A 24,228-nucleotide genomic window follows, 5' to 3' on the forward strand; every position below is an offset into this window, starting at 1 on the left:
AGACAGGCTCACCTTGACACGATCAGGGCCGGTTTGTGCCCTCCATTCGGGAGAGTTGCGCCGAGTGGCACTGGTCATGTGGGTGACGTAAGACCGAATGGACTAATTACATTACCGGGGGTGGAGCAGGTACCCGGTACGACTCCCCCAGCAGGCGCCTACCGATCGGGTCTGCGCGCTGCTGAATGACGCTCAACGTGGCGAGTGCGGCGTGTCGTCGGCGTGCCGCGCCGTCGACCCTGTCGCTCACCGCTTTCTGAGAGATCTTGGTAACACCGTCGTTTGCGTCTCGCGCCGCTGTGGCGCCGTGCCCGAGAAGATCAGCTGCAGCCAGCCGTGCCGGCCACACGAGTGGAAGCAGTTGATATTGCCCGGCCGACTCCGCCGCCGCATCGAGCTCCGCGACGGCCTTTGTCGAACTCGCACCGGCGACCGCTTCAGCGACCGCAAGCACGATCTGGGACTTGAGCACGTGACGAACCGATCCCGACACGCGCGCCAACTTGAGGGCGGCCCGTGCCGGCTCGACGGCGCCTGCGGCGTCGCCGCAGGCCAGCGCCAACTCGGCGCGCACCCATCCCAGCCGGACGGACGGCCGCCACGACCAGTTGCTGCGCGCCTCGTCCCCCACGGCAGCCCAGTCGGAGTGGTCGCCGCCATCGTTAACCGTGACCTGCGCATTCGCTCTTTCGAGTAGCTCGTTCGCTCTGTAGAGCAGGCGTTTCGCGGTTTCCGGCGCGGCGGTGCCGACCGCATCGGCGGCCAGCCCGACCAGCGCATCGACCCGCGCCGCGAGCGCGAGACCGTGCGGGTCGTCCCGAACGGAGCAGGCCAGACGCAGACCCAGCGCGTCGTACGGGCGGGCGGCGACGTGCCCGCCGAGCTGGCGACGATGGGCCGCAAGGGTGACGGCCGCGTGCGCCGCCACCGCCACCGGGACACCGGGCCGCACCAGCAGTGGCTCCAGAACGGCGGCCGCCGCGGCGTAGCGGCCCTGCCCACCGAGGGCCACCGCCACACACCAGCGGTCGAGCGCCGTCGCGCCGGACCGGACCCGGACCGGCGCACCGGGCTCGGCACCGAAGGCCACCGCCGCGAGACGGGGCGGCGCGGCCACCGCTGTCACACCAGTACCGCGTCGCTGATCGTCGCGGTCGCCGCGCGCAGCGAGGGCAGGCGCGCGGTCCGCTCCGGCAGCTCGACGTCGTCCCAGCCCGGTCCGGCGACGAATGTGCGAAACCGTGGCCTGGTACGGGGCAGCGACTCCAGCACGTCCGCGTCGGCCGCACCGGGTTGCTGGGCCCACAGCACGACGGCGACGGGAGCCGTGCGCCGGATCGCCGCCACAAGGGCCTCCAGAGGCACGTTCGCGCCCAGACCCCGACAGACCACGCCCCGTTCGGCCAGGGCCGCAGAAAGCGCCACCAGGGGCAGCGTGTGCAACTCGCCGGGCATCGCGCCCAGCAGTATCGGACGCGCGTCGGGAGCCGTGGGCCGGAGCGCGGCGGCGCGGGCCCCGAAGACGGGATGAACGCACTCGCTGACGAGATGCTCGATCTCGACGCCGGATCCGTTGTGCGCCCATCTCTCGCCGATCGCTGCGAGGACGGGCCGGACGACGTCGTCCCACGCGGACTCGGCACCGGCCGTCGCGACGGCCTCCTCCAGCAGCCTGTAGACCGTGGGGGCGTCGAGTGCGAGCGCGGCCCGCCCCAGGCCCCGGGCCGCCCGCCCGGCGCCGGGGAGGCGCAGCACCCGACCACCCACGCGGACACGGCCGGCGTCGCCGTTGCCGTTGTCGCCATTGCTGTCGTTGCTGCCGTCGTCACAGCCGTTGTCACTGCTGTTGTTGTCACTGCTGTCGTTCTCGTCGCGCCCGCTGTGGCCGTGGGACGGCCGGGCCGGCGCTCCGCCGTTACCCGCCACAGCGGCGAGTAGGGCGCCGGCAGGAGACCGCACTGCGGACATCGCGTACGCCGCGGCATCCGCGGGAGACGCTCCGCGCACCAGCGCGCGCTGCATGAGCTCGAGGCGGGCGAGGTCCTCCGCTGAGTAGCGCCGATGACGGCCGGGGGTGTGCCCGGTGGGTCCGATCCCGTAGCGACGGTCCCAGGTGCGGAGCGTGGCCGGTGCGACGCCGAGCCTGCGCGCCGCGGCGGCCACGCTCAGCCACGGCTCCGCGGCGCCGGGTGCCGGAGGCCACGCTTCAGGCTGCACGGGCTCATCGTGCTGGTCACGACGGGGCGGGGCAAGCTGAGATTAGCCATTGAACAACGTTTGACGCGGTCTACGATGGGCACACCGCGTGTGTCGAAGATGAGCGCGTGAACAGGGCGAGGTGAGTGACGTGGCGGACACCCGACGGCTTCCGCTCCCGGTCACGGAGATCTGGGAATGGCAGATGCACGGTGCGTGCCGCGGGATGGACAGCGCGTTCTTCTTCCACCCCGAAGGAGAGCGCGGACCAGCACGGGCCAACCGTGAGGCGCGGGCGAAGATGGTCTGCCACCACTGCCCCGTCCTCGAGCAGTGTCGCCGGCACGCGCTGACCGCGCATGAGCCCTACGGCGTCTGGGGTGGCCTGTCGGAGTCCGAGCGCGAAGAGATCATCCGCGGTCGCGACCGGAGGCTGCGTATGCCCGGCGAGCGCTCCCGCCGTAGGCACAGTCGCGCGAACTGAGACACAACGACGAACGGCGGGCCGACCCGGTGAGGGTCGGCCCGCCGTTGCGGAGTAACCGGTCGGTCAGTGCCCGTGGCCGTGGCCGTGGCCACCCGCAGCGACAGGCTCCGGCGGCTCCGGCTTGTCGACGACAGCGCTCTCCGTGGTGAGCACCATCCGGGCGATCGACGCGGCGTTGACCACCGCGGACCGCGTGACCTTGACGGGGTCGACCACACCGTCGGCCATCAGGTCGCCATAGGTGAGGGTGGCAGCGTTGAAGCCGTGGCCCCACTCCAGGTCGGCGACCTTGCCGATCACAACCGCGCCCTCGAGACCGCCGTTGGCGGCGATCCAGTACAGCGGGGCCGTGAGCGCCCGGCGGACGACCGCCACACCGGTGGCCTCGTCGCCGGTCAGTCCGAGGCCGCCCTCGAGCTCAGCGGCCGCGTGCACCAGCGAGGCACCGCCGCCGGGGACGATGCCCTCCTCGACCGCGGCCCGGGTGGCCGACACCGCGTCCTCGATGCGGTGCTTGCGCTCCTTGAGCGCGGTCTCGGTGGCGGCGCCGACCTTGATGACGGCGACACCGCCGGAGAGCTTGGCCAAGCGCTCCTGCAGCTTCTCGCGGTCCCAGTCCGAGTCGGTGGCCTCGATCTCGGCCTTGAGCTGCGCGATGCGCCCCTCGATGGCCTCCTTCGAACCAGCGCCCTCGACGAGGGTGGTGGCGTCCTTCGTGATGACGGCGCGGCGCACCTTGCCCAGCAGGTCCAGCCCGGCCTCGGACAGCTTGAGCCCGACCTCCGGGTTGATGACCGTGCCGCCGGTGGCGACGGCGAGGTCGTCCATGAAGGCCTTGCGGCGGTCACCGAAGAACGGCGACTTGACCGCGACGACCTTGATCGTCTTGCGGATCGAGTTGACGACCAGCGTGGACAGCGCCTCGCCCTCGACGTCCTCCGCGACGATCAGCAGTGGCTTGCCGTCGGCGAGCACCTTCTCCAGCAGCGGGAGCAGGTCGGCGATCGCGCTGATCTTCTCGCGGTGCAGCAGGACATAGGGGTCCTCCAGCACGCCTTCCATCGACTCCGCGTCGGTGACGAAGTACGGCGAGAGGTAGCCCTTGTCGAACTGCAGGCCCTCGGTGATCTCCAGCTCGGTGGCGAGCGTGGAGCCCTCCTCGATGGTGATCACGCCGTCCTTGCCGACGGTCTTGAGCGCCTCGCTGATCAGGTTGCCGATCTCGGCCTCACGGGAGGCGATCGTGCCGACCTGCGCGATGTGCTCCTTGTCGTCGACCGGGATCGCCTTGGCCTTCAGGACCTCGGCGACCTTCTCGGCGGCGGCGGAGATGCCACGGCCCAGCGCGGTCGGGTTGGCGCCGGCGGCCACGTTGCGCAGCCCGGCGGCCACCATGGCCTGGGCGAGCACGGTGGCGGTGGTGGTGCCGTCACCGGCGACGTCGTTGGTCTTGGTGGCGACGGTCTTCGCGAGCTGGGCGCCCAGGTTCTCGAAGGGGTCGTCGAGGTCGATCTCGCGCGCGATGGTGACGCCGTCGTTGGTGACGGTCGGCCCACCGAACTTCTTGTCCAGCACGACGTGACGGCCACGCGGGCCGAGAGTCACCTTGACCGCGTCGGCCAGCTGGTTCACTCCGCGCTCGAGCGAGCGCCGCGCCGCCTCGTCGAAGCTGATCTGCTTCGGCATGTCCTGCCTTTCTTGGTTCTCCGGAAACAGCGCCGCCCCGGTGGCCCGCTCGGTCGAGGGACCGCCGGGGCGGCGGCTACAGAACTGCCTGCGTCAGTTGACGACCGCGAGGACGTCACGCGCGGAGAGGATGAGGTACTCCTCGCCGTTGTACTTGACCTCGGTGCCGCCGTACTTCGAGTAGATGACGACGTCGCCGACAGCGACGTCCAGCGGAACGCGGTTGCCGTTGTCGTCGATCCGGCCCGGGCCGACAGCCAGGACCTTGCCCTCCTGGGGCTTCTCCTTGGCGGTGTCGGGGATGACGATGCCGGACGCGGTCGTGGTCTCCGCCTCGCTGGCCTGGACGACGATCTTGTCCTCGAGCGGCTTGATGTTTGCCACGCCGATGACCTCCCCTTCCTGGGGTACGTGCCTTCGCCTACATGTTCAGGGACGACAGCCATCGGAGGTCCCGTCGTCGCGGGTGCCGGAACATCCTGGCCGTGCGTTTGGCACTCTACCCATGAGAGTGCCAGCCTCTCAACGCCGGTGCCCGCTATGACACGAAGTGGTAGCTGTGAGCCACAACGGCATCCCCCTGATGACGTCATCGCTGGTCACAGGCGAGTGATCGCGCTGAAGTCGGGCGGTCGGCGTCCCGATCCCGCGCGACACCGCGAACGCGCAGAGCAGCGCAGGGGCCGAAATTCGGAGGGCAGGAGTAGATCGGACGAAGGCGTACGGAACGAGCAAACCTCGCCTCCCGTTCACCGGCCGGTGCCGTCGGCGCCATCCGGCGCACGACAGGATGATCAACGCTGCTCGCCGTGACCACAGACGTACCTCCCACCACATCGGTGCGTAACTTCAACTTCAGCCGGCGCGGCGTGCTGAGGGCGGGGCTGACCGCCTCCGCCGTGCTCGCCGTGCCCGGCACCCTCCTCACCGGACTCGCCGGACCGGCGGCAGCCGCTCCCGCCGGCGACCCGTTCACGCTCGGCGTCGCGTCCGGGGAGCCCACGCCGGACGGGATGGTGTTGTGGACGCGCCTCGCGCCCGACCCGCTGGCCGAGGACGGACTCGGTGGGATGGGCGACCGGAAGACCGACGTCGAGTGGGAGCTCGCCTCCGACGAGGGCTTCCGGGACATCGTGCGCCGGGGTGTCGAGACCACCGGTTCGGAGCTGGGCCACAGCGTGCACGTCGAGCTGGCCGGCCTGAAGGCGGGACGGGAGTACTTCTACCGGTTCCGCTCCGGGACGGCCGTCTCCCCTGCCGGCCGCACCCGCACCGCGCCGCCCGCCTCGGCGATGCAGCAGCTGACCATGTGCTTCACGTCGTGCTCGCAGTACGAGCACGGCTACTTCACCGCCTACGCCCGCCTCGCCGAGGACGAGCCGGAGCTCATCCTGCACCTGGGCGACTACCAGTACGAGTACGCCGCGGGCGACTACAAAGCACCCGGCGGGAACGTGCGCGACCACATCGGCCCGGAGACCGAGACCCTCGGGAACTACCGCCAGCGCTACGCGCAGTACAAGACCGACGCCGACCTGCAGGCCGCCCACGCCGTCGCGCCCTGGCTCGTCGTCTTCGACGACCACGAGGTCGACAACAACTGGGCCGACGAGGTGCCTGAGCACCCGGAGACCCCGCAGCCCAACTTCCTCGCCCGGCGCGAAGCGGCACTGCGCGCGTACTGGGAGAACATGCCGCTGCGCAAGGCCCAGCGCCCCAAGGGCATCGACATGCGGCTCTACCGCACGGTCTCGTGGGGCCGGATGGCGAGCTTCCACATGCTCGACACCCGCCAGTACCGCGGCGACCAGCCGTGCGACGACAAGTTCAACACCGACTGCACCGACCGCACCGACCCGGCACGCTCGCTGCCCGGCTCGGAGCAGGAGAAGTGGATCGCCGAGGAGTTCCGGCGTTCCCAGGCCCGCTGGGACGTACTCGGCCAGCAGGTGTTCTTCTCCCAGGTCGACTTCACCCCCGGCGCCGGGCGCGGCTTCAACCCCGATGCCTGGGACGGTTACCCGGGTTCGCGCGACCGCGTGGTGGACTCCTGGACCGCAGCGAAGGCGCGCAACCTGCTGGTGCTGACCGGTGACGTCCACGCGCACTGGGCGGCCGACATCAAGCAGCGCTTCGACGACCCGGCGGCTCCGGTCATCGGATCCGAGCTCGTGTCGAGCTCGATCACGTCGGGCGGCGACGGCTCGGAGACCAGCTCCACCACGGAGGGCACGCTCGCCGACAACCCGCACATCCACTTCTACAACAACCGTCGCGGCTACGTGCGCACGCGGTTCACGCCGAACGAGGTCACCTCCGACTTCCGCGTCGTGCCGTTCGTGAAGCAGCCCGGCGCCCCCGTCGAGACCCGGGGGACGTTCGTGGTGGAGGACCGCAAGCCCGGACTGAACAAGGCGTGAACTGTGTGCGGATACGAGTGCTGCGGCACTCGTATCCGCACACGGTCGTAGAGTCGCAAGCATGGCGAAGATCGGCTCTGACCTGGATGTGACCCGGCTATGTCTGGGCGGCAACGTGTTCGGTTGGTCGGCGGACCGGGACACCTCGTTCGCGGTCCTCGATGCGTACGTGTCGGCGGGCGGGAACTTCGTCGACACGGCCGACTCGTACATGTGGAGAGCGCCCGGCAACTCGGGCGGTGAGTCCGAGACGATCATCGGCGAGTGGCTGGCCGCCCGCGGCAACCGCGACGACATGGTGATCGCCACGAAGGTCGGCTCGTGGCCCGAGCGGCCAGGGCTCTCGCGCGCCAACATCACGGCGGCGGTGGAGGACTCGCTGCGCCGGCTGCAGACCGACCGGATCGACCTCTACTACGCACACCGTGACGACCCGGACACCGCGCAGGAGGAAACCCTCGACGCCTTCGACAGCCTGGTCCGGGCGGGCAAGGTCAGGGCGATCGGCGCGTCCAACTTCACGGCCGAGCGGCTGCGCTCCGCACTGGAGATCTCCGACCGCGACGGGCTCACGCGCTACGTCGCCCTGCAACCGCACTACAACCTGCTCGAGCGGGCCGACTTCGAGACGTCCCTCGCGCCGCTGCTCGCCGAGCAGGACCTGGCGTGCCTGCCGTACTTCGGGCTGGCCAAGGGCTTCCTGACCGGCAAGTACCGGCCGGACACCACCGTCGAGAGCGTCCGTGCCGAGGGAGCGCGCGAGTACCTGGACGACCGCGGGCTGCGCGTGCTGGCGGTGCTCGACGAGATCGCGGCCGGTCACAACGTGCCCGTCGCCGCTGTCTCGCTGGCCTGGCTGGCCGACCAGCCCACCGTGGCCGCTCCCATTGCCAGCGCCCGCACCACCGAGCAACTGGCCGATCTGCTCCCGATGCTGGAGCTGCGCCTCACCGACGACGAGCTGCGGCTGCTGCGTCACGTCAGTGATTGATCGGGACTGATCGGCATGGTCCGTGGCCGGCGGCGATGCCGGCCACGGCCCCGGCAATGCCGGTGGGCCGCTGTCAGCCGGCCGAGCCGGCGAGGGGCGCGAGGCGTCCCAGGCGCGGGCGGATCACCGCGTCCACGCTCCAGGTGGCTCCCGCTCCGGCGAAGAACAACGCGAGCGCGGCGAAGATGTAGCCGATCGACGGCCCGAGATCTGTCATGCCCGTTGTGAACGGCATGTGCAGGTGCTCCGCGGAGGTCCAGATGCCGAAGGACCACACAGCGGTGACGATGAACGTGAGATTCGAGAGGAACCCGAGGATCAGGGCCACTGCGATCAGCGACTCGACGATGGCAGTGACGACGGCGAACGCTCCCGGGCTCGACGAGGCAGCACCGTGCCACATCTGCACCCACTGATGCAGCACCGGGACCGGGACCTTCGACTCATCGAGCTCGTGACCGAGGGTCTGGCCCTGGATGAAACCGGGGAGCCACTTGAAAACGGCGTCTATCACCCAGAGAACGCCGAAGAGGATCCGCACCACCGCAGCGCCGTGCAATCGACGCAGCGACCGATCCAGCGGAACGAATGACCGCGTTCCACGCAGATCGTCGGTATTGAGGGCCGCACTCATTTCCGACTCCCATCACTGATTGTTGAGCATTGAACGACCAACGGTAGCTGGGACGATCGGGGTGTCAAGGCGATGGGATCTACATCGCCCGCAATTCGCGTGAGATGTCTCGGTTCCGTAATCAATGCGGTCGATCAGTCCGCACGGAAACCGCATCCGGAAAGGTTGGAACCAATTCGGAAAGGGTACGAAAACCCGGCGATCAGACCAGAACTTCGGTGACCGGGAGCGACGAGTCGGCCGGCAGTTCGAGCGACGAAGGTTGCGCGCCCGCCACGAGCAGGTGCGCGCCCAGCGCGGCGACCATGGCCCCGTTGTCGGTGCACAACCCCGGCCGCGGCACCCGCAGCGCGATGCCCGCCGCGGCGCAGCGCTCCTGCGCCAGCTCGCGCAGCCTGGAGTTGGCGGCGACCCCACCGCCGAGCAGCACCGTGTCCATCCCCCGCTCCCGGGCGGCCCGCACGGCCTTCGCCGTGAGGACGTCGACCACGGCCTCCTGGAAGCTCGCGGCCACGTCGGCGACCGGCACCGGCGTGCCCGCCCGTTCCAGCGCCTCGACGTGCCGCGCGACAGCCGTCTTGAGCCCGGAGAAGGAGAAGTCGAACGGGGCGTCGCGGGGCCCGGTGAGGCCGCGCGGGAACGCCACGGCGCCCCGGTCGCCGTCCCTGGCCACGCGGTCGATGTGCGGACCGCCGGGGAACGGCAGCCCGAGTAGCCGCGCCACCTTGTCGAACGCCTCGCCGGCGGCGTCGTCGATCGTGGCACCCAGCGGGGTGACCGGCCCGGCGAGATCGGGGACGTCGAGGAGGCTCGAGTGGCCGCCGGACACCAGCAGCGCCAGGCACGGCGGCAGGGGCCCGTGCTGCAGCGTGTCGACGGCGACGTGCGCGGCGAGGTGGTTGACCCCGTACAGCGGCACGTCCCACGCGGCGGCGTAGGCCTTGGCGGCTGCGACGCCGACGAGCAGGGCTCCGGTGAGCCCCGGACCCGCTGTGACGGCCACGGCCTCGACGTCGCGGCCGGTCACCCCGGCGGTGGCGAGCGCGCGGTGCACGGCGGGCACCATCGCCTGCAGGTGCGCCCGCGAGGCGACCTCGGGAACGACCCCACCGAAGCGCGCGTGCTCCTCCACGCTGGAGGCCACCTCGTTGGCCAGGAGCGTGACGCTCCCGCCCGGCTCGGCGCGCACCACCCCGACACCGGTCTCGTCGCAGGAGGTCTCGATACCGAGAACGATCATGCTGCCGGCTCCCGCCGCATCGTGTGGGCGTCGGCCCCGCTGGGCCGGTAGTACCGCTTGCGCAGGCCGACCACCGTGAACCCCTCGTCCTCGTACAGCCGTCGGGCCGCCTCGTTGTCGGTGCGGACCTCCAGGAACACCGTGGCACGCTCCGCGTCGGCCACCGCGAGCAGTCCGCGCAGCAGCTCCCGACCGATCCCGCGCCGCTGGTACTCCGGGTCGACACCGATGGTGTGGATCTCCGCCTCCGCGAACGGTGGACCGGCCACGAACGCGAGCCCGGCGTAGCCCACGAGCCGATCGCCGTCGCGCGCGGCGAGGTAGTGGTGGCCCGCGCGCAGCTCCTCACGGAACGCCGGCGCGCTCCACGGGTCGTCGCCGGGGAAGAGCAGCTTCTCCAGCTCCGCGCAACGCTCCGCATCAGCCAGGCGCAGCGCGTCGATCGCAGGCACGGTGGCCGTCATCCGGCACTCCTGCCCGCGGGTTCGCTCACCCGCTTGCGGGCGCCGGGCTCCACGGCGTCGGGTCGACGCAGGTAGAGCGGCTCGAGGGGGCCCGGGAGCACCCCGGAGCGCAGCACGGGAGCGGCCACCGCAACCAGCCCGGCGGGCGACGGTGACGCCGGCTCCCACTCGGGCAGGCCGACGAGCGCGGCCGAGCCACCCGCTGCGGCGACGGCGCCCAGGCCGTCGACGCGGGCCGTCAGGACGGCGGGGGTCTCGACATGCGGACCGCTGATACGGCCGCCCTCGCCGTCGTAGAGCGCCCAGTAGACCTCACGCCGACGGGCATCGGTGACGACGAGAAGGGGGCCGTCCGGAACGGGACCCCCGGCGAGCGACGCAGCGGCGATCGCGTCCAGCGAGCAGACGCCGTGGACCGGGATGCCGAGGGCGTCACCGAGCGCGGCGGCGGTGACCATACCGACGCGCAGGCCGGTGAACGGGCCGGGCCCGGTGCCGGTGACGACGGCGTCGACATCGCGCATCGCCACACCGGCGTCGGCGCAGACGCCCAGCACCTCCGGCATGAGGAGCTCGGCGTGCTTGCGGGCGTCGTGCGCAACCCGGACGGATCGCTCGACGACGGCATTGCCCGTCAGCTCGACGACGCCCGCCGTGACGGCGGGCGTCGCAGTGTCAAGAGCAAGCACGAGCACACGTCGAGCCTACGAGCGTGCCCCCGAGGCCGGTCGGACGGGGCAGCCCCGGCTCCGTGGCGCGGGAGCGACGCTCACCAGTCGGCGAGCAACTCCGGGAGGTCGGCGAGGCGCTGGATCACGCCGTCGGGCTGCACGTCCACCGCCACGTGCTGCACAGCCGGGATGTCCGAGTGCGGCACGAGCACCGCACGCATGCCCACCCCCTTGGCCCCGCTGATGTCGTCGTAGGGCCGGTCGCCCACGTACACGCAGCGAGCGGGGTCGGTGGCCCCGACGGCGCTCATGGCGGCGTGGAAGGCGGTGGGGTGCGGCTTCGTCCAGGGCAGCTCGCTGGTCCACACGCACGCGTCGAAGAGATCCAGCACGCCGTCGCGGCGGAAGAGCTCCTCGTGCCATTCCCGGGGCCAGGCCGTGGACGACAGCACCCCGAGCTTGAGACCGCGCTCGCGAAGCGCGGCCAGCATCGGAGCGGCGTCCGGGTCGGTGGCCGTGTACTGCACCCAGTACTCGCGGTACGCCTCGAGCGCGGCCTCGTACCGCTCGCGCGGGTGGTCGGCGCCGTCGGCCGCGTCGGCCAGCACGTGGGCCAGCGTGAACGCACGGTGCTCGTCGCGCACCGTCATCCAGCGGGCCTCGTCGGCAGCCAAGAGCGCGGCCGCGAACACCTCGGCGCGGTCGGGGTCGTCGGCGTGCAGGACGTCGGCGAGGCGCCGCCAACCGGCGAGGTGGTCGACGGTGGCCCATGGGGTGAGCGTTCCGCCCCAGTCGAAGATGACCGTGTCGATCACGCCGCCTCCACCCGATGGACGCTCGCGACCCGTACGTCGTCGGGGCGGCGGGTGATCCGCACCAGCAGGTGGCGCTCCGCGAGCCGCTCGGCCACGCCCTCGCCCCACTCGACGGCCACCACCGCCTCTGCCAGGTCGGTGTCGAGGTCGAGGTCGTCCAGCTCCGCGGCACCGCCGAGCCGGTAGGCGTCGACGTGCACGAGCGGCACGCCCGCCCCGCCGGGGAGCGGACGGTGCTCACGGGCGATCACGAACGTCGGCGACGTGATCGGACCGGCCACGCCCAGCCCGCGCGCCAGGCCCCGGACGAGGACGGTCTTGCCAGCCCCCAACGGCCCCGACAGCACCACCAGGTCGCCTGCCTTGAGCCCGCCGGCCAGCCGCTCGCCGAGCTCCTCGGTGTCGGCGGCCCCCGGCAGCTCCATCTCGACGTCGAGCTCGATCGGGTCCTTCGCCTGCTTCGTCATGCGCGCCGCCGCAGCCCGTTGGGCGCGCTCCGGACCGCGCTGCGGCGCAGCAGGTCGACCAGCGCCTCGTCCATGGCTGCCGGCTGCTCCAGCATCGGCAGATGCCCCACCCCGTCGAACCGCACGAGCGTGACGTCCGGCAGTTCGGCCGCGATCACGTCGCTGTGGGAGAACGGGATGACGCGATCGGCATCGCCTGCCGCGACGAGCAGCTCGCAGGTGGCGAGCGCGGGCAGCGCGGCGACCCGGTTGTGGCTGCCGACCGTGTCGGCGAAGTCGGTGAGCGCATCGACCGCGTTGGCGCTGATCATCTCGTCGACGAGGTCGACCAGGCAGGGCGCGACGTTTCTGTCGCCGTAGGCGAAGCTGCGCGTGATCGCCCAGATCACGTCGCCCGCTGCCTTACGGACACCCTCGACGAGCTTCGGCTGGAGCCGGGCCGCCATCCCGACGACGCGGGTGAGCGGGTTGTGCCGCGACAGCAGAGTGCCGGAGAGCCCACCACTGGCCACCTCACCCGCTGACGTGGACACCAGCGCCACACCGGCCACGCGTTCGGCGAACAACGCAGGATTCTGCTCCGCGAGCGCCATGATCGTCATGCCGCCCATCGAGTGGCCCACGAGCACGAGGGGCCCCTCGGGTGCGAGCGCCCGGATGACGGCGTCGAGATCGTGGCCGAGCTGCTCGATCGTGCAGCTCTCCCGCGGAGCCCGCTCGGACCGGCCGTGGCTGCGCTGGTCGTAGAGCACGAGCCGCACGGCGGGGTCCGTGAGCATGGGGAGGGACCGCCGCTGGAAGTGCCAGGTGCGACGGTCGAGCGCGAACCCGTGGACGAGCACGACCGTGAGCGACGGATTGCCGCCCGGCGCCTCGACCTCCTCGCACGAGAGCCGCACACCGTCGTCGGCTGTGACCGAGGACGCCTCGCTCACAGGACCGCTTCCGGGCCCTGGCTCGATCTCGGCGAGCTGGGTGGCGAGACGGCGGCGCTCAGCGGCGATCTGCGACCGCTTGCGCGCGGCTACGCCAACAGCAACCCCTGTGACGGCTGCACCCGCCGCTCCGGCGGCAGCACCCCAGATCTGCCCCCGGTTCACGACGGCACCTCGGCGCCGACGACGGTGCGGGTGATGCGGCGCCAGTGGAGGCCCGTGACGATCTCGTAGTGGATCGTGCCTAGCTCGTCCGCCCAGTCCTGGGCGGTCGGCTCGCCGTGGTCACCTGAACCGAAGAGCACCGCGGCATCCCCCTCACGGACCGGGTCGTCGCCGCAGTCCACCATCACCTGGTCCATGCACACCCTGCCGACGACGGGACGGACGACACCGCCGAGCAGCACCTGCATGCGCCCGTCGCGCCCGAGCCTGCGAGGCACGCCGTCCGCGTAGCCGATCGGGAGCAGCGCGAGAGTGGTCTCGCGCGGTGTGGTCCATTCATGGCCGTAGGAGACGCCCTCTCCTGCCGGTACCCGCTTCACCAGCGCCACCTTGCACCGGAGCGTCATCGCGGGTCGCAACGGGCTGCGTGCCATCTGGCGGTCCAACGGGTCGAGCCCGTAGACGGCGATACCAGGACGCACGAGGTCGAAGTGCATGTCGGGCCGGGTGAGCGTGGCCGCGGAGTTGGCGAGATGCCGGATCGGCGACAGGCCGCGGTCCTTGGCTCCTTGCCACGCCGCGGTGAGCCGGGCTTTCTGCAGGTCGTTGCTCGGGTGATCCGGGACGTCGGCGTTTGCCAGGTGGGACCAGACCGCGACGACCTCGGCGATCCCGTCGGCAACGGCCTTCGTGGCATCGTCGAGCAGGTCGGGCCAGTCGGCGGGCTGGGCGCCACCACGGGTGGCCCCCGTGTCGGCCTTCAGATGCAACCGGGCAGGTCGCCCCGCGCGGCGCGCACCGGCCAGCACCCCGGCTAGATGGCGGCGTGACGAGATCGACACGTCGACGCCCGCCCCCACCGCCTCGGTGAAGTCGTCGTCCGGGAGGTGCAGCCAGCACAGCACCGGCGCGGTGATCCCGCCATGCCGCAGCTGCATGGCCTCCTCGAGGGTGCACACGCCCAGCCAGGTGGCCCCGGCCTCCAGGGCGGCGCGACCGACGGCTACGGCGCCGTGGCCGTAACCATCCGACTTCACGACGGCCATCACAGCCGCGCCGGGAGCCGTGGCGGCCCGCAGGACCTCGATGTTGTGCCGGATGGCGTCGAGATCGACGACGGCCTCGGCACGCGCGCTCACCGGCAGATCGACCACGTCCTCATCATCTCATCCATGACCGTCACATCGCGGACAGAGCGATGATCGGATCCCAGATCGGCCGAGATCCCCCCGGCCACCGACAACCCGGCGAGCCGCCCGCCAGCCCTCGCACCCCTGCGAGCCGCCCATATCCCACCCGCAGGTCGCCCGGCACCGTCCGCGAGCCACCGAAACCCGTCGGTCCGCCGCCCGGCACCGGTCCGTGAGCCGCCCACATCCCGCCGACCACCCCCCAACGCCGTCTGCCGTCGCCCACTTCCCGAGCGCGAGCCGCCCGGCACCGGTCCACGAGCCGCCCACATCCCACCGGCGAGACGACCAACACCGGTCCGCAGGTGGCCCAAATCCGGTTCGTGAGTGGCCCGGTGCTGGTCCGAGAGCTGCCCGAACCCACCGACCAGCCAGCACCGGTCGGCGAGACGCCCGAGCCCTGCCCGCGAGAGGCGTGGCCACCGGTCCGCAAGCCCTCCGAACCCTCTGCCCGCGAGCTGCCCGGCGCTGGTTCGCGGGTCCCCCGAATCCGCGCGCGAGTCGTCCGGATCCGAATCGCCACTTCCCAAGCGCGAGTCGCCCAGAAACCCGCCCGCGAGTCGCCCGAACTCCACCCGCGAGTCGGCCCGGCTCGGTCCGCGAGACGTCGGCCGCCGGTAGGAACTCATACACCTCGGATCGCGCGGATCGCCGCCGGAATCGCCGCCTGCAGCCTCGACGCCGGGGCCGGCGCGCCGCGTGCGGCCAGCACGGATGCGAGCCCGTGCACGTGGGTCGCGCATCCCCCCGCCCACCACGGCTCGAGCCCGGCGGCCAGCAGCGCACCGATGATCCCGGTGAGCACGTCTCCGGAACCGGCGGTTGCCGCCCATGAGGACGTCGACGGGTGCACCAGCGCGCGTCCACCTGGATCGGCAACCACGGTGGCGTTGCCCTTGAGCAGCACGGTGATGCCCAGTTCGGCCGCAGCCCGGCGGGCGGCCGCGACCCGGTCGCTGCCGACCTCACCCGCGATGCGCGCGAACTCGCGGTCGTGCGGCGTGATCAGTACCGGCCTCCCCCGCAGCGCCGCACGGAGATCGGCGTGCACGGCGAGCAGGGAGATCCCGTCGGCGTCGATGCAGAGTGGAACGTTCCGCCCGATGGCCTCGGACAGCACGGCAAAGCCGGCCTCGTCCGTGCCGATACCCGGACCGACAGCCCACGCCTGGGTCTGCCCAGCGTCGACGATCGAATCGGTGGCGACGATCTCCGGCCACGGGTCCCGGACGAGCGAGGCTGCGGTTCCGGCGAAACGGACCATGCCGCTCGTGGCGAGGGCGGCCGCGCCGGCGGACAGCACTGCAGCGCCGGGGTAGGTCGCCGAGCCGGCGGCGATACCGACCACGCCCTGGGTGTATTTGTCGTCCGCCGGGCCGGGGACGGGCCAGCGAGCGGCGACGTCGGCCGGGTCGAGGATCTCGGCGTACGGCTCGGGCAACAGCGGGCTGAGCCCGATGTCGACCAGGTGCACCTCACCACACCGGTGGGCTGCGAGCACATGCACCGGCTTGAGCGCACCGAACGTGACGGTCGCCGTGGCCGTGACGGCAGGGCCGTCGACCGCGCCGGTGTCGGGGTCCACACCGCTGGGCAGGTCGACGGCCAGCACGGGCACGCCAGCGTGGTCCACCGCGGCGACCAGGCGCGCCGCGGGCTCGCGCAGTGGCCCGCGCCCGGAGATGCCGACGATGCCGTCTATCACCAGGTCGGCCCCGAGCGCGGCCACCAGGCCGGCGTCCACGTCGACGAAACGGCCACCCGCACGGCGCAGCGCGGCGAGACCTTCAGGATGGGCGCGGGCCGCGTCGAGCAGCACTGCAGTGACGCCGACACCGCGCCTGCGCAGCTCCACCCCGGCCCAGAGCGCGTCGCCGCCGTTGTTGCCTGCGCCGACGAGGAGCGCCACCCGACGGCCGCTCACCTGTCCACTCCGCGCGAGCATCCGGCGTGCATGTACCGCGAGCCCGAACGCAGCACGCCGCATGAGCGCGCCCTCGGCCGTGCGGCCCAGGAGCACGGCTTCCGACTCCCGCACCTGCTGGGCCGTCCAGACGCCCCTCATCGGCCATCTCTCGGTGGCATGTCCGGAGCGTAGGACGCGGATGGGCACGAGCGCCGGATGACCCGCGTCAGGATGGCGTGAGGGCGAGAACACCGACGATGTCCCGAGCCACCCGCTAAATCCGCGAATCGCCCGATCCAGACGACCTGCTCCGAACAAGCGCGGCTCAGTAGCGCGTCGCCGCCCCCGAACCGTCGGTAGCGCAGACCGCCCTGCGATACGCCAGGACGAGGCATGCACCGGCAGTGCGGAACCGCTGGTCAGTGGCGTATCGATAACGCGGCGCAGTCGGGGGCGACTGAGGGTTCGCGCTCCCCGCATGGACCTGGCTCGACTTCCTGCTGTTCCTCGCCGCCATCCCCGCCGGTGTCGGCGGCTGCCTACTCGGAGTCCGAGGCGCCGATGCGATCAACCGCCGGCTCGGGCACGACGCACCGAGCGAAGTCACCGAACGCATCCCCTTCCGCATCGACGAGTAGCGGAGAAAGCGACTGGCGTCGTCGGTTGTCGCTCGCACGATGCACCGTCGCCGCGTTGCGTTCGCCCGCCCGACGTCGCTAGGACTACGGTGCTGCGCTGTGACCCGGACCCGCCCGTTCGCCCGGCCACCGGAGATGCGCAACGCCAAGGAGGCGCTGGAGCAGCTCTCGCGGCCCGGGCCGCACCAGGTGCTGCGTGGCAACCTCGGCATGGTCGGCATTCCGGGCGTCGTGTTCGCGCCGGAGGAGGGGCTGGGGCTGCCCGCCGTCGCGTTCGGGCACGACTGGCTGCAGCCCGCCGAGCGCTACGCCGACCTGCTGCGGCACCTCGCGTCCTGGGGCATCGTGGCGGCCGCCCCGTCGAGCCACCGTGGCCCGTTGCCGAGCCACGCCGGGTTCGCCACCGACCTGCGCACCACGCTCGACGTCTGCGCCGGGGTACGGCTCGGCGAGGGTCGGATCAGCGTGGACTCCCGCCGCACCGCACTCGCCGGTCACGGGATCGGCGGCGGGATCGCGATGCTGGCGGCGCAAGACCGTCCACGCGTCCGGGCTGTCGTCACGATCGCGGTTGCGCAGACGCGGCCCTCCGCCATCGACGCCGCCCGTGCTCTCACGATCCCCGTACTGCACCTCGCCGCGGGCAAGGACACCGTCGCGCCCGCCGCCGGGCACGCCGAGCCCATCGCGGCGGCAGCAGGCGGACCCGTCTGGTTGCGCACGCTCTCCAAGGCCACCCACACCGGGTTCCTCGAAGGCCTGCACTGGAGCGACTTCGTGCTCTCGGGCAACCCCGACGCCAAGGCACGCCGCCTCGCCCGCGCCCTGGTCACGGCCTTCCTGCTGCACCACCTATGCGACGAGGACCGCGTCGACATGCTCATCGACGGGAAAGTCCCCGGCACCACGCTCGCCGACCGCCGCTGATCCCGCACCGGCAGACCGCAACTCGCGCAATCAGGGCCGGCGACTCACGCTCGCAAACGTGCGAATCGCGCTGCCCGGCGGGCGACTCGCACGATCGGGACCGGGAACCGGCGATTCGCACTCCCGGAATGGGAGGCCCGCAGGACCGGGATCGAGAGACGCGCGCAACCAGGACAGGCGATCCCGGAACTGGACAAGCGACTCGCCCCGCTGGAACAAGCGGCTCGCGCAACCAGGATGGGCGACCGGCACGGCTGGAACGGGCGGCTCGCACCGCCGGACGGGCGACCTCGCGCAGGGAGGCATCGGAGCCGGCCGGGCCCAGCGGGTCGCGACTGTCGCACAGCCGGAACGGGCCGCAGGTGGCCGACGCCTCCGTCATGCCCTCCATCGCGTCGGCCAACGCCACCGTCTACGGAATCGCGGAGCGGGCCGTGGATCTCGCCAGGCCCGGCTGACCCCACCGCCGATCCGGCTACCTCAGTCCGCCGTCGGGTGGAGGCGGCGCACACGATCCCGCGTGAAGTGGAGTGCGTCGGGGCGTTCGTCGCCGACGAGCGGCTGGGCAAGATCTCAGTGCCGGTGCGGCTCTTCGCCGACACGAAGAGCCCGGCCTATTTCCGGTTGGCTGACGTCGAACATGGCCCGCAGGCCCGGCCGGCTCCCGAGACCCAGGCCACTGGGCAACGCGACTCTCGCAAGCGGTCGGGCAGCCGAAAGGGCGACTCGCCCAGCCGAAAGGGGCAATTCGGGCAGGCAGGATGCCGACTCGCGCACGCGAAGGAGCGACTCGCCGGAAGGGATTCGGGCGTAGGGCGGTTAGTTGGTCCCCGGGTCCTCCGCGGGAAGCTGGGCGATACGCATCCCTCGCTCGCTGTCGGCGCGCTGCGCCTCCGTGCCGCCGAGGCGCATCCCGGGAATCCTCGAGGACGGCAGGCCCAAGCGGACGGGATCCGAGGCCTGTCGCGCGTACGCCTCACCCAGCTCGGCAGCCGATCCGGCCTCCCGGCTCAGCTCCTGACCCAGCCGCCCGACCCGCTCCGCCCACTCGAGGCCACGGCCGTCCGGCCAGTCGTGGCTGATCTGCTCGGACAACCGGCCGACGCGGCGCCCTATGTCGGCAAGAGTGTCGCCGAGCTCAGCCCACCACCGCGCCGTACGGGACAGGGTCTCGGCATCGACTGGGTCGGCGGGACCGGGCGGTGGGACCGGCCGGGTCATGTCCACTCCCCGCCGGACGACGACGCCGGGCGTGCGGCGCCGAGCGCATCCTGGATCCGGAGCATCGTCGAGGCGACCGCGCCGTCGGCGGACGCCGACGCGGTGGCTGCACCGGCGAGCGCGGCACTGAGCTCTGTCAGTTCGCGGACGGCACCGAGCAGGACCGCGCGCAGCCGTTCGTGCTCGGCCACGAGGGCCGGGCCGCCGGCCGCGTCGCCGGAAGATGGCGGCAGCACCCCGCGCAGGTCCTCGGAGAGACCGGCGGCCGTGAACGCGTGGGATCGCAGCCGATCAGGTTGCAGGCGCAGCTCGGGCGGCACGACGCGATCGTGCCGCACTGATCCGGCCAGGCGGGGCGGAACGGGAGAATCAGTGCGCGGCGGCGACGACGTCGGCCAGCCGCAGCGCGACGGCCTCCGCGACCTCCGCGGTGGGTGCCTCGACCATTACCCGCACCAGCTGCTCGGTGCCGGACGGGCGCAGCAGCACGCGTCCGGTGCCACCCAGCTCCGCCTGCGCGGCCTCGACGGCCTCACGCACCGCGTCGGAGCCGGCGACCGCGGCCTTGTCGGCCACCTGCACGTTGCGCAGCACCTGCGGCAGCGGCGTCACCACCGAGGTGAGCTCGGCGAGCGACGAACCCGTGGCCGTCATCCGCGCCATCAGCCGCAGCGCGGTGAGCAGGCCGTCGCCGGTGGTGGAGTGCTGCGGCAGCACGACGTGCCCGGACTGCTCGCCGCCGAGGCTGAACCCGCCCGTCCGCAGCTCCTCGAGGACGTACCGGTCGCCGACCTGGGTGGTGCGTACCGCGATACCCGCCTCCTGCATCGTGAGATGCAGGCCGAGGTTGCTCATCACCGTGGTGACGAGGGTGTCATGGGTGAGCTCACCGGCCTCTCGCATGGCGAGAGCGAGCACGGCCATGATCTGGTCGCCGTCGACCTCGGCGCCCGTGGCGTCGACGGCCAGGCAGCGGTCGGCGTCGCCGTCGTGAGCGATACCGAGATCGGCAGCGTGCTCACGAACGGCCTTCTGGAGCGGCCCGAGGTGGGTGGACCCGACGCCGTCGTTGATGTTGAGGCCGTCGGGGTCGGCGTGCACCGCGATGACCTCGGCCCCGGCCCTGCGGTACGCCGCGGGCGCCACGACGGATGCCGCACCGTGCGCACAGTCGACCACGACGCGAAGACCGGCGAGCGAGCCCGGTGTGGCGGCGATGAGGTGATCGCGATACCGGTCAGCGGCGTCCACGAGGTCGTGGACACGGCCGATCCGCGCACCGGTCGGACGCTCACCGCGGGTGTCGAGGCCCTCCTCGACCGCACTCTCGACCGCGTCGGGGAGCTTGTGGCCACCCGCCGCGAAGAGCTTGATGCCGTTGTCCGGCATCGCGTTGTGCGACGCGGAGATCATCACGCCGAGGTCGGCGCCGAGCGACCCGACCAGGAAGGCGACCGCCGGGGTGGGTAACACCCCGACGCGTACCGCATCGGCTCCGGCCGACGTCAGGCCCGCGACGACCGCGGCCTCCAGCATCTCTCCGCTCGCCCGCGGATCCCGCCCGACCACGGCCACCGGCCGATGGGAACGGTCCCGTTCGGCGAGCACCCGCGCAGCGGACGCGGACAACGCGACAGCGAGCTCAGGAGTGAGCAGGTCGCCGTTGGCCAGTCCGCGAACGCCGTCGGTACCGAACAGACGTCGCTCGCCCAATGGGTCAGCGCTTGCTGTACTGAGGAGCCTTGCGGGCCTTCTTGAGGCCGTACTTCTTGCGCTCGATGACGCGCGGGTCACGGGTGAGGAAGCCGGCCTTCTTGAGCGGCGGGCGGTCGTCGGGGTCGGCCTCGATCAGCGCACGGGCGACCGCCAGGCGCAGCGCGCCGGCCTGACCCGAGGTGCCACCACCATTGAGGTTGGCGTAGATGTCGAAGCGCTCGGTCTTCTCGACCGTGACGAGCGGCTCCCGGATCAGCTGCTGGTGCAGCTTGTTGGGGAAGTACTCCTCGAGCGACTTGCCGTTGAGGCGGAACACCCCGCTGCCCGGCACCAACCGGACGCGGACGACGGCCTCCTTGCGGCGGCCGACGGTCTGGATCGGCCGGTCGGAGAACACCGCCGGAATGGCGGGCACCGCGTCGATGTCGGAGTCGATCTCCACCTCGGAGTCGACGTCGTACTCGTCGGCGTGGTCCGCGGCGAGCGCGGCTTCCTCGACGGCCTCGATCTCGGCGGCTGCCGTCTCGGCGGCCTCGCTCCCGGGCTCCGGGGGGGTGGTCACGGGCTGTCCCTCTTCGTTCTCTGCGGTGGTCACTGCGCGACCTGGGTGATCTCGAACGCGGCCGGCTGCTGCGCGGCGTGCGGGTGGTCGGGCCCGGCGTAGACCTTCAGCTTCTTGCTCATGGCCCGGCCGAGGCGGTTCTTCGGCAGCATGCCCTTGATCGCCTTCTCGACGAGGCGGTCGGGGTGCTTCTCGATCATCTCGCCGACCGAGCGCTGGCGGAGACCACCTGGGAAGCCGCTGTGGCGGTAGACGAACTTGTCGTCCCGCTTGTTGCCGGAGACGGCGATCTTCTCCGCGTTGACGATGATGACGAAGTCACCGGTGTCCATGTGCGGGGCATACGTCGGCTTGTGCTTGCCGCGCAGGAGTGTGGCGGCGTGCGTGGCGAGGCGGCCGAGCACCACGTCCGTAGCATCGATCACGTGCCAGGCGCGGGTGATCTCGCCGGGCTTGGGGCTGTACGTGGGCACGGACCTACCTCGTCGCTGTCGTGTGCTCGTCGAATGCTCGGGAGCTGCCTCTGGTCGCGGGTGCGGAGGAAGGCGCCGGGCCCGGATGGGGCCGTGCGGGCCGCCGTTGAAAGCGACCACGGGTCTCCACCCACCGCACATCGAAGAACGAGGGTACCCGCCGGTCTGAAGCGGGGTCAAAACGCCCCCTCCAACCGCCGGGCACCCTGTTCCGTTGCTGTTGACGCTACCTCCAGCGGGCCGCGTTGGCCCGCTCGACCTGCTGATAGCTCTCGTTGGCCGTGCCGAGGGCCACCCCGATCTGGGCGAGCACCGCCGCCAGATCGGCCGCGGCCGTGTCCCACCGGCGCTGGGTGGCCTGGTACTCGGTGGCCGCCTGCCCCTCCCAGCCTGCGACCATCGGTGCCAGGAACCGTTTGAGCTCCTCCAGCTGGCCGGAGATGCGGCCGGCGGTGGTGCCGACGTCCGTCCGCGCCACTTCCAGCGCCCCGAACGTGACCTTGATCTCAGGCATTGCTCGCTCCCCTCAGCCCAGCGCCGCACGGATCGAGGACAGCTCTCCGGTGCGCTGCTCCTCCTGTGCCTGATAGCTCGCGCCCGTGCCCTGTATCGCCTCTCCGATCGTGCGCAGGGCCTCGTTCAAGGCGCGGGCGTCGGCGTCCCATCGCGCCATCAGCGCCGTGAACGCCGTGGATGCCTCTCCCCGCCATGCCCCCGCCAACGGGGCGAGCCTGCCGCGCAACGTGGCGAGATCGGCCTGCACGGCGTCGTTCACCGCGAACACGTGCCTCCCGGCCCGTTGCATCTCCTCGACGGTGGTGCCGAACCCGTCGGCCATGTCGATCACCCCTGTTCCCGTTCCAGCCATCTGCTGCCGGGCCACCGTCGCAGGGGTGACGACGGCGCGGGGCCGAACCAGCGAGATCGTGTGCGGGTGCGAACGGCAGGACGCGAGCGGGCTGCTCGCCTGCTCAGGCCCGTCGCACCGAGGCGACGACGACGGCGCAGGCCGCCCGCACCGCTGCCCTCCCGGACGCCGTCTGCCGGCAGCCGACGCTGAGCTGAGCGTCACCGTCGAGGAGCACGAACCACTCCACGACCGTGGGGCCTGCCTCCTGCTGCCGGTAGGTGGCGACCTCGCGCCCTCCGACGCTGGTGATGCGGAAGTCCGAGAGCGGGGACCTGCCCGCCACGGCCGCGTCGAACTCCGCCCGCAGCTCCGCCCGCGCTCGCTCGGGCTCGGCACCGGTGTCGTAGCCGAGCGGACTCCGCTCGATCGCGATGAGATCGCTGCCCTCCGGTGCCCCGGCCGGGGTGAGCAGGGTGCGACGCCGTTCAGGCAGGCCGCCGGTGTGCTCCCACCCCGACGGCACGTCCAACCGGTAGCCGTACTGCACCAGCACCCCGGCCGGCACCGCGGCCGACGGCGATGGCAACAGAGTGCCCACGCCGAGCAGGCCTGCGACGACACCGGCGGCCGCGACGAGCAGCAGGACCGCACGCAGCGGCCCGCGAGCGCGAGGAGGCGGTGGCGGCAACCTGCGGGTCACGAACGGCTCTGCGGCCCGTTCGTGACCGACGGAGGGCGAGCCGGACAGGGCAGCCCCGCGTATGGGCGCCGCCCGGCCGACCGCGCCGGGCAGCATCAGCGCCCCGAGCACCGCGGCGACGTCGGGCCGCGGCGCCACAGCGACCTCGCCGCCGATCCCGGCCTCGTCGAGCAGCTCCGCGAGCAACGGGGTGCGTGCGACCCCGCCGACGAGCAGCACCCGTGCCGGTCCGGTGCGGTACACCACCTCGCGCAGGGCATCGATCGCCACAGCGAGGCCCCTCGCCAGCGGTTCGCGCACCTCGTCGACGACCACCCGGACCGGATCCGGGGCCTGCGTCCAGACCTCGGGCAGCAGGGACAGGGCCTCCCGCACCCGCTGCGCCTCCGCCCTCGCGGTCGGGTCCCCCTGTGGAAGTCGGAGCAGCTGCATCAGCACCGCGTCCAGATCGACCCCACCCACCGGTCGGGACGTGACGGCGAGCAGGCGCCCGGCCGCGTCCCAACGCGTGGCCTCCGCCGTGGTCCGTCCGACGTCGAGCACTGCCACGGCGCCGAGCCCCGCGGCGGCGAGCGGGGCCGGGACGGCTCGGACCTGCCTGCCGAGCCCCGCGCACTCGCCCAACCAGGACGCGATCCGCGACGATGGCCAGCTCGCCGGGTGGACGAGAACGAGCTCCTCGGGCGCCGGTGCGAGCTCAGCCAGCAGGGATGCCACGGTGGCACCGGGAGCCGTTGGGCGCGCCATCAACCACGGCTCCCCGTCGCTACCGGCGCCCGCCATCCGCGCGGTGGTGCTGCCGAGCTGAACGGCGACGCGGACCGGCGTGCCGCTCATGGCGCGGCGATCGGTGGCGCAGGCCGCAGCGCTCCGG

At 71.9% G+C, this 24,228-nt stretch carries 25 protein-coding genes; 4 read left to right on the forward strand and 21 right to left on the reverse strand.

Translation table 11 applies throughout. The annotated features are described in order from the left end of the window. Positions 1-106: 106 nt before the first annotated feature. Positions 107-1,126, reverse strand: coding sequence for a hypothetical protein (locus tag ACQPZQ_RS40300; RefSeq protein ID WP_433289754.1), 1,020 nt, complete (start codon positions 1,124-1,126; stop codon positions 107-109). Then, positions 1,123-2,217 carry a MerR family transcriptional regulator gene (locus ACQPZQ_RS40305; RefSeq protein ID WP_433289755.1) on the reverse strand — a complete coding sequence of 365 codons (1,095 nt, stop codon included), beginning with the start codon at positions 2,215-2,217 and terminating at the stop codon, positions 1,123-1,125. The genes ACQPZQ_RS40300 and ACQPZQ_RS40305 overlap by 4 nt, the downstream gene beginning before the upstream one ends. Positions 2,218-2,347: 130 nt before the next feature. Here ACQPZQ_RS40305 and ACQPZQ_RS40310 point away from each other — a divergent pair, with 130 nt between their 5' ends. Then, positions 2,348-2,680, forward strand: coding sequence for a WhiB family transcriptional regulator (locus tag ACQPZQ_RS40310; protein ID WP_433289756.1), 333 nt, complete (start codon positions 2,348-2,350; stop codon positions 2,678-2,680). 66 nt (positions 2,681-2,746) lie between these two features. Here the strand turns inward: ACQPZQ_RS40310 and groL are convergent, their stop codons facing one another. Both groL and groES read right to left on the reverse strand, forming a co-directional pair. Then, entirely contained in the window at positions 2,747-4,369 is a 1,623-nt protein-coding gene (groL, locus tag ACQPZQ_RS40315; RefSeq protein WP_433289757.1) for a chaperonin GroEL, read from the reverse strand. A 93-nt stretch (positions 4,370-4,462) separates the two neighbouring features. Beyond that, positions 4,463-4,753: a co-chaperone GroES gene (gene groES, locus ACQPZQ_RS40320; protein WP_013677399.1), complete on the reverse strand. Its 291-nt coding sequence runs from the start codon at positions 4,751-4,753 to the stop codon at positions 4,463-4,465. A 425-nt stretch (positions 4,754-5,178) separates the two neighbouring features. Between groES and ACQPZQ_RS40325 the strand changes: the two genes are divergently transcribed. Together ACQPZQ_RS40325 and ACQPZQ_RS40330 are read left to right on the forward strand one after the other, a co-directional pair. Continuing rightward, positions 5,179-6,789: an alkaline phosphatase D family protein gene (locus ACQPZQ_RS40325; RefSeq protein ID WP_433289758.1), complete on the forward strand. Its 1,611-nt coding sequence runs from the start codon at positions 5,179-5,181 to the stop codon at positions 6,787-6,789. 61 nt (positions 6,790-6,850) lie between these two features. Beyond that, positions 6,851-7,780 carry an aldo/keto reductase gene (locus ACQPZQ_RS40330; RefSeq protein ID WP_433289759.1) on the forward strand — a complete coding sequence of 310 codons (930 nt, stop codon included), beginning with the start codon at positions 6,851-6,853 and terminating at the stop codon, positions 7,778-7,780. Between the two features lie 73 nt (positions 7,781-7,853). Here the strand turns inward: ACQPZQ_RS40330 and ACQPZQ_RS40335 are convergent, their stop codons facing one another. From ACQPZQ_RS40335 to ACQPZQ_RS40375, 9 genes are all read right to left on the reverse strand, one after another. Further along, positions 7,854-8,414 (reverse strand): TQO small subunit DoxD, encoded by a 561-nt coding sequence (locus ACQPZQ_RS40335; protein ID WP_433289760.1) that lies wholly within the window; start codon positions 8,412-8,414, stop codon positions 7,854-7,856. Positions 8,415-8,616: 202 nt separating this feature from the next. Continuing rightward, on the reverse strand, positions 8,617-9,654 hold the full coding sequence (gene tsaD / locus ACQPZQ_RS40340; protein ID WP_433289761.1) for a tRNA (adenosine(37)-N6)-threonylcarbamoyltransferase complex transferase subunit TsaD: 1,038 nt from the start codon (positions 9,652-9,654) through the stop codon (positions 8,617-8,619). Then, positions 9,651-10,118, reverse strand: coding sequence for a ribosomal protein S18-alanine N-acetyltransferase (gene rimI / locus ACQPZQ_RS40345; RefSeq protein WP_433289762.1), 468 nt, complete (start codon positions 10,116-10,118; stop codon positions 9,651-9,653). Before rimI ends, tsaD begins: the two co-directional genes overlap by 4 nt. Next, positions 10,115-10,813, reverse strand: a complete 699-nt coding sequence (gene tsaB, locus ACQPZQ_RS40350) for a tRNA (adenosine(37)-N6)-threonylcarbamoyltransferase complex dimerization subunit type 1 TsaB (protein ID WP_433289764.1) — start codon at positions 10,811-10,813, stop codon at positions 10,115-10,117. Before tsaB ends, rimI begins: the two co-directional genes overlap by 4 nt. Before the next feature lie 74 nt (positions 10,814-10,887). Continuing rightward, a complete protein-coding gene (locus tag ACQPZQ_RS40355; RefSeq protein ID WP_433289765.1) occupies positions 10,888-11,604 on the reverse strand; it encodes an HAD family hydrolase in 717 nt (238 codons plus the stop codon). After that, entirely contained in the window at positions 11,601-12,071 is a 471-nt protein-coding gene (gene tsaE, locus ACQPZQ_RS40360) for a tRNA (adenosine(37)-N6)-threonylcarbamoyltransferase complex ATPase subunit type 1 TsaE (protein WP_433289766.1), read from the reverse strand. Before tsaE ends, ACQPZQ_RS40355 begins: the two co-directional genes overlap by 4 nt. Next, positions 12,068-13,171, reverse strand: coding sequence for an alpha/beta fold hydrolase (locus tag ACQPZQ_RS40365; protein WP_433289767.1), 1,104 nt, complete (start codon positions 13,169-13,171; stop codon positions 12,068-12,070). Before ACQPZQ_RS40365 ends, tsaE begins: the two co-directional genes overlap by 4 nt. Next, complete coding sequence (gene alr, locus ACQPZQ_RS40370) at positions 13,168-14,325, reverse strand: alanine racemase (protein WP_433289768.1); 1,158 nt, start codon at positions 14,323-14,325, stop codon at positions 13,168-13,170. The genes ACQPZQ_RS40365 and alr overlap by 4 nt, the downstream gene beginning before the upstream one ends. A 661-nt stretch (positions 14,326-14,986) precedes the next feature. Continuing rightward, positions 14,987-16,426: an NAD(P)H-hydrate epimerase gene (locus tag ACQPZQ_RS40375; protein ID WP_433289769.1), complete on the reverse strand. Its 1,440-nt coding sequence runs from the start codon at positions 16,424-16,426 to the stop codon at positions 14,987-14,989. 614 nt (positions 16,427-17,040) lie between these two features. Here ACQPZQ_RS40375 and ACQPZQ_RS40380 point away from each other — a divergent pair. Next, positions 17,041-17,832, forward strand: a complete 792-nt coding sequence (locus ACQPZQ_RS40380; protein ID WP_433299619.1) for a dienelactone hydrolase family protein — start codon at positions 17,041-17,043, stop codon at positions 17,830-17,832. An 819-nt stretch (positions 17,833-18,651) separates the two neighbouring features. Here ACQPZQ_RS40380 and ACQPZQ_RS40385 read toward each other — a convergent pair. The 8 genes from ACQPZQ_RS40385 to ACQPZQ_RS40420 all read right to left on the reverse strand — a co-directional run bounded on the left by ACQPZQ_RS40385 (position 18,652) and on the right by ACQPZQ_RS40420 (position 24,191). Next, positions 18,652-19,053 carry a hypothetical protein gene (locus ACQPZQ_RS40385; protein WP_433289770.1) on the reverse strand — a complete coding sequence of 134 codons (402 nt, stop codon included), beginning with the start codon at positions 19,051-19,053 and terminating at the stop codon, positions 18,652-18,654. Next, entirely contained in the window at positions 19,050-19,373 is a 324-nt protein-coding gene (locus ACQPZQ_RS40390; RefSeq protein WP_433289771.1) for a hypothetical protein, read from the reverse strand. The genes ACQPZQ_RS40385 and ACQPZQ_RS40390 overlap by 4 nt, the downstream gene beginning before the upstream one ends. A 49-nt stretch (positions 19,374-19,422) precedes the next feature. Continuing rightward, positions 19,423-20,766, reverse strand: a complete 1,344-nt coding sequence (gene glmM, locus ACQPZQ_RS40395) for a phosphoglucosamine mutase (RefSeq protein WP_433289772.1) — start codon at positions 20,764-20,766, stop codon at positions 19,423-19,425. 4 nt (positions 20,767-20,770) lie between these two features. Then, on the reverse strand, positions 20,771-21,205 hold the full coding sequence (rpsI, locus tag ACQPZQ_RS40400; protein ID WP_433299621.1) for a 30S ribosomal protein S9: 435 nt from the start codon (positions 21,203-21,205) through the stop codon (positions 20,771-20,773). Between the two features lie 155 nt (positions 21,206-21,360). Next, on the reverse strand, positions 21,361-21,804 hold the full coding sequence (gene rplM, locus ACQPZQ_RS40405) for a 50S ribosomal protein L13 (RefSeq protein ID WP_241037492.1): 444 nt from the start codon (positions 21,802-21,804) through the stop codon (positions 21,361-21,363). A gap of 226 nt (positions 21,805-22,030) precedes the next feature. After that, positions 22,031-22,318, reverse strand: a complete 288-nt coding sequence (locus ACQPZQ_RS40410; protein WP_241037491.1) for a WXG100 family type VII secretion target — start codon at positions 22,316-22,318, stop codon at positions 22,031-22,033. Positions 22,319-22,330: 12 nt separating this feature from the next. Continuing rightward, positions 22,331-22,642: a WXG100 family type VII secretion target gene (locus ACQPZQ_RS40415; RefSeq protein ID WP_241037490.1), complete on the reverse strand. Its 312-nt coding sequence runs from the start codon at positions 22,640-22,642 to the stop codon at positions 22,331-22,333. Positions 22,643-22,775: 133 nt separating this feature from the next. After that, on the reverse strand, positions 22,776-24,191 hold the full coding sequence (locus ACQPZQ_RS40420) for a type VII secretion-associated protein (RefSeq protein ID WP_433289773.1): 1,416 nt from the start codon (positions 24,189-24,191) through the stop codon (positions 22,776-22,778). Positions 24,192-24,228: the final 37 nt, after the last annotated feature.

The organism is Pseudonocardia sp. CA-142604 (genome assembly GCF_050948475.1).
Taxonomy (GTDB): domain Bacteria; phylum Actinomycetota; class Actinomycetes; order Mycobacteriales; family Pseudonocardiaceae; genus Pseudonocardia; species Pseudonocardia alaniniphila.

Excerpts from the sequence above, each read along its gene's own strand:
- ACQPZQ_RS40415 (WP_241037490.1), bottom strand. The coding sequence starts at position 22,642 with ATGGCCGACGGGTTCGGCACCACCGTCGAGGAGATGCAACGGGCCGGG.
- ACQPZQ_RS40375 (WP_433289769.1), bottom strand. The coding sequence starts at position 16,426 with ATGAGGGGCGTCTGGACGGCCCAGCAGGTGCGGGAGTCGGAAGCCGTG.
- ACQPZQ_RS40380 (WP_433299619.1), top strand. The coding sequence starts at position 17,041 with ATGCGCAACGCCAAGGAGGCGCTGGAGCAGCTCTCGCGGCCCGGGCCG.
- tsaE (WP_433289766.1), bottom strand. The coding sequence starts at position 12,071 with ATGACGAAGCAGGCGAAGGACCCGATCGAGCTCGACGTCGAGATGGAG.
- tsaD (WP_433289761.1), bottom strand. The coding sequence starts at position 9,654 with ATGATCGTTCTCGGTATCGAGACCTCCTGCGACGAGACCGGTGTCGGG.
- ACQPZQ_RS40410 (WP_241037491.1), bottom strand. The coding sequence starts at position 22,318 with ATGCCTGAGATCAAGGTCACGTTCGGGGCGCTGGAAGTGGCGCGGACG.
- groL (WP_433289757.1), bottom strand. The coding sequence starts at position 4,369 with ATGCCGAAGCAGATCAGCTTCGACGAGGCGGCGCGGCGCTCGCTCGAG.
- ACQPZQ_RS40385 (WP_433289770.1), bottom strand. The coding sequence starts at position 19,053 with ATGACCCGGCCGGTCCCACCGCCCGGTCCCGCCGACCCAGTCGATGCC.
- ACQPZQ_RS40335 (WP_433289760.1), bottom strand. The coding sequence starts at position 8,414 with ATGAGTGCGGCCCTCAATACCGACGATCTGCGTGGAACGCGGTCATTC.
- ACQPZQ_RS40420 (WP_433289773.1), bottom strand. The coding sequence starts at position 24,191 with ATGAGCGGCACGCCGGTCCGCGTCGCCGTTCAGCTCGGCAGCACCACC.
- ACQPZQ_RS40330 (WP_433289759.1), top strand. The coding sequence starts at position 6,851 with ATGGCGAAGATCGGCTCTGACCTGGATGTGACCCGGCTATGTCTGGGC.
- rimI (WP_433289762.1), bottom strand. The coding sequence starts at position 10,118 with ATGACGGCCACCGTGCCTGCGATCGACGCGCTGCGCCTGGCTGATGCG.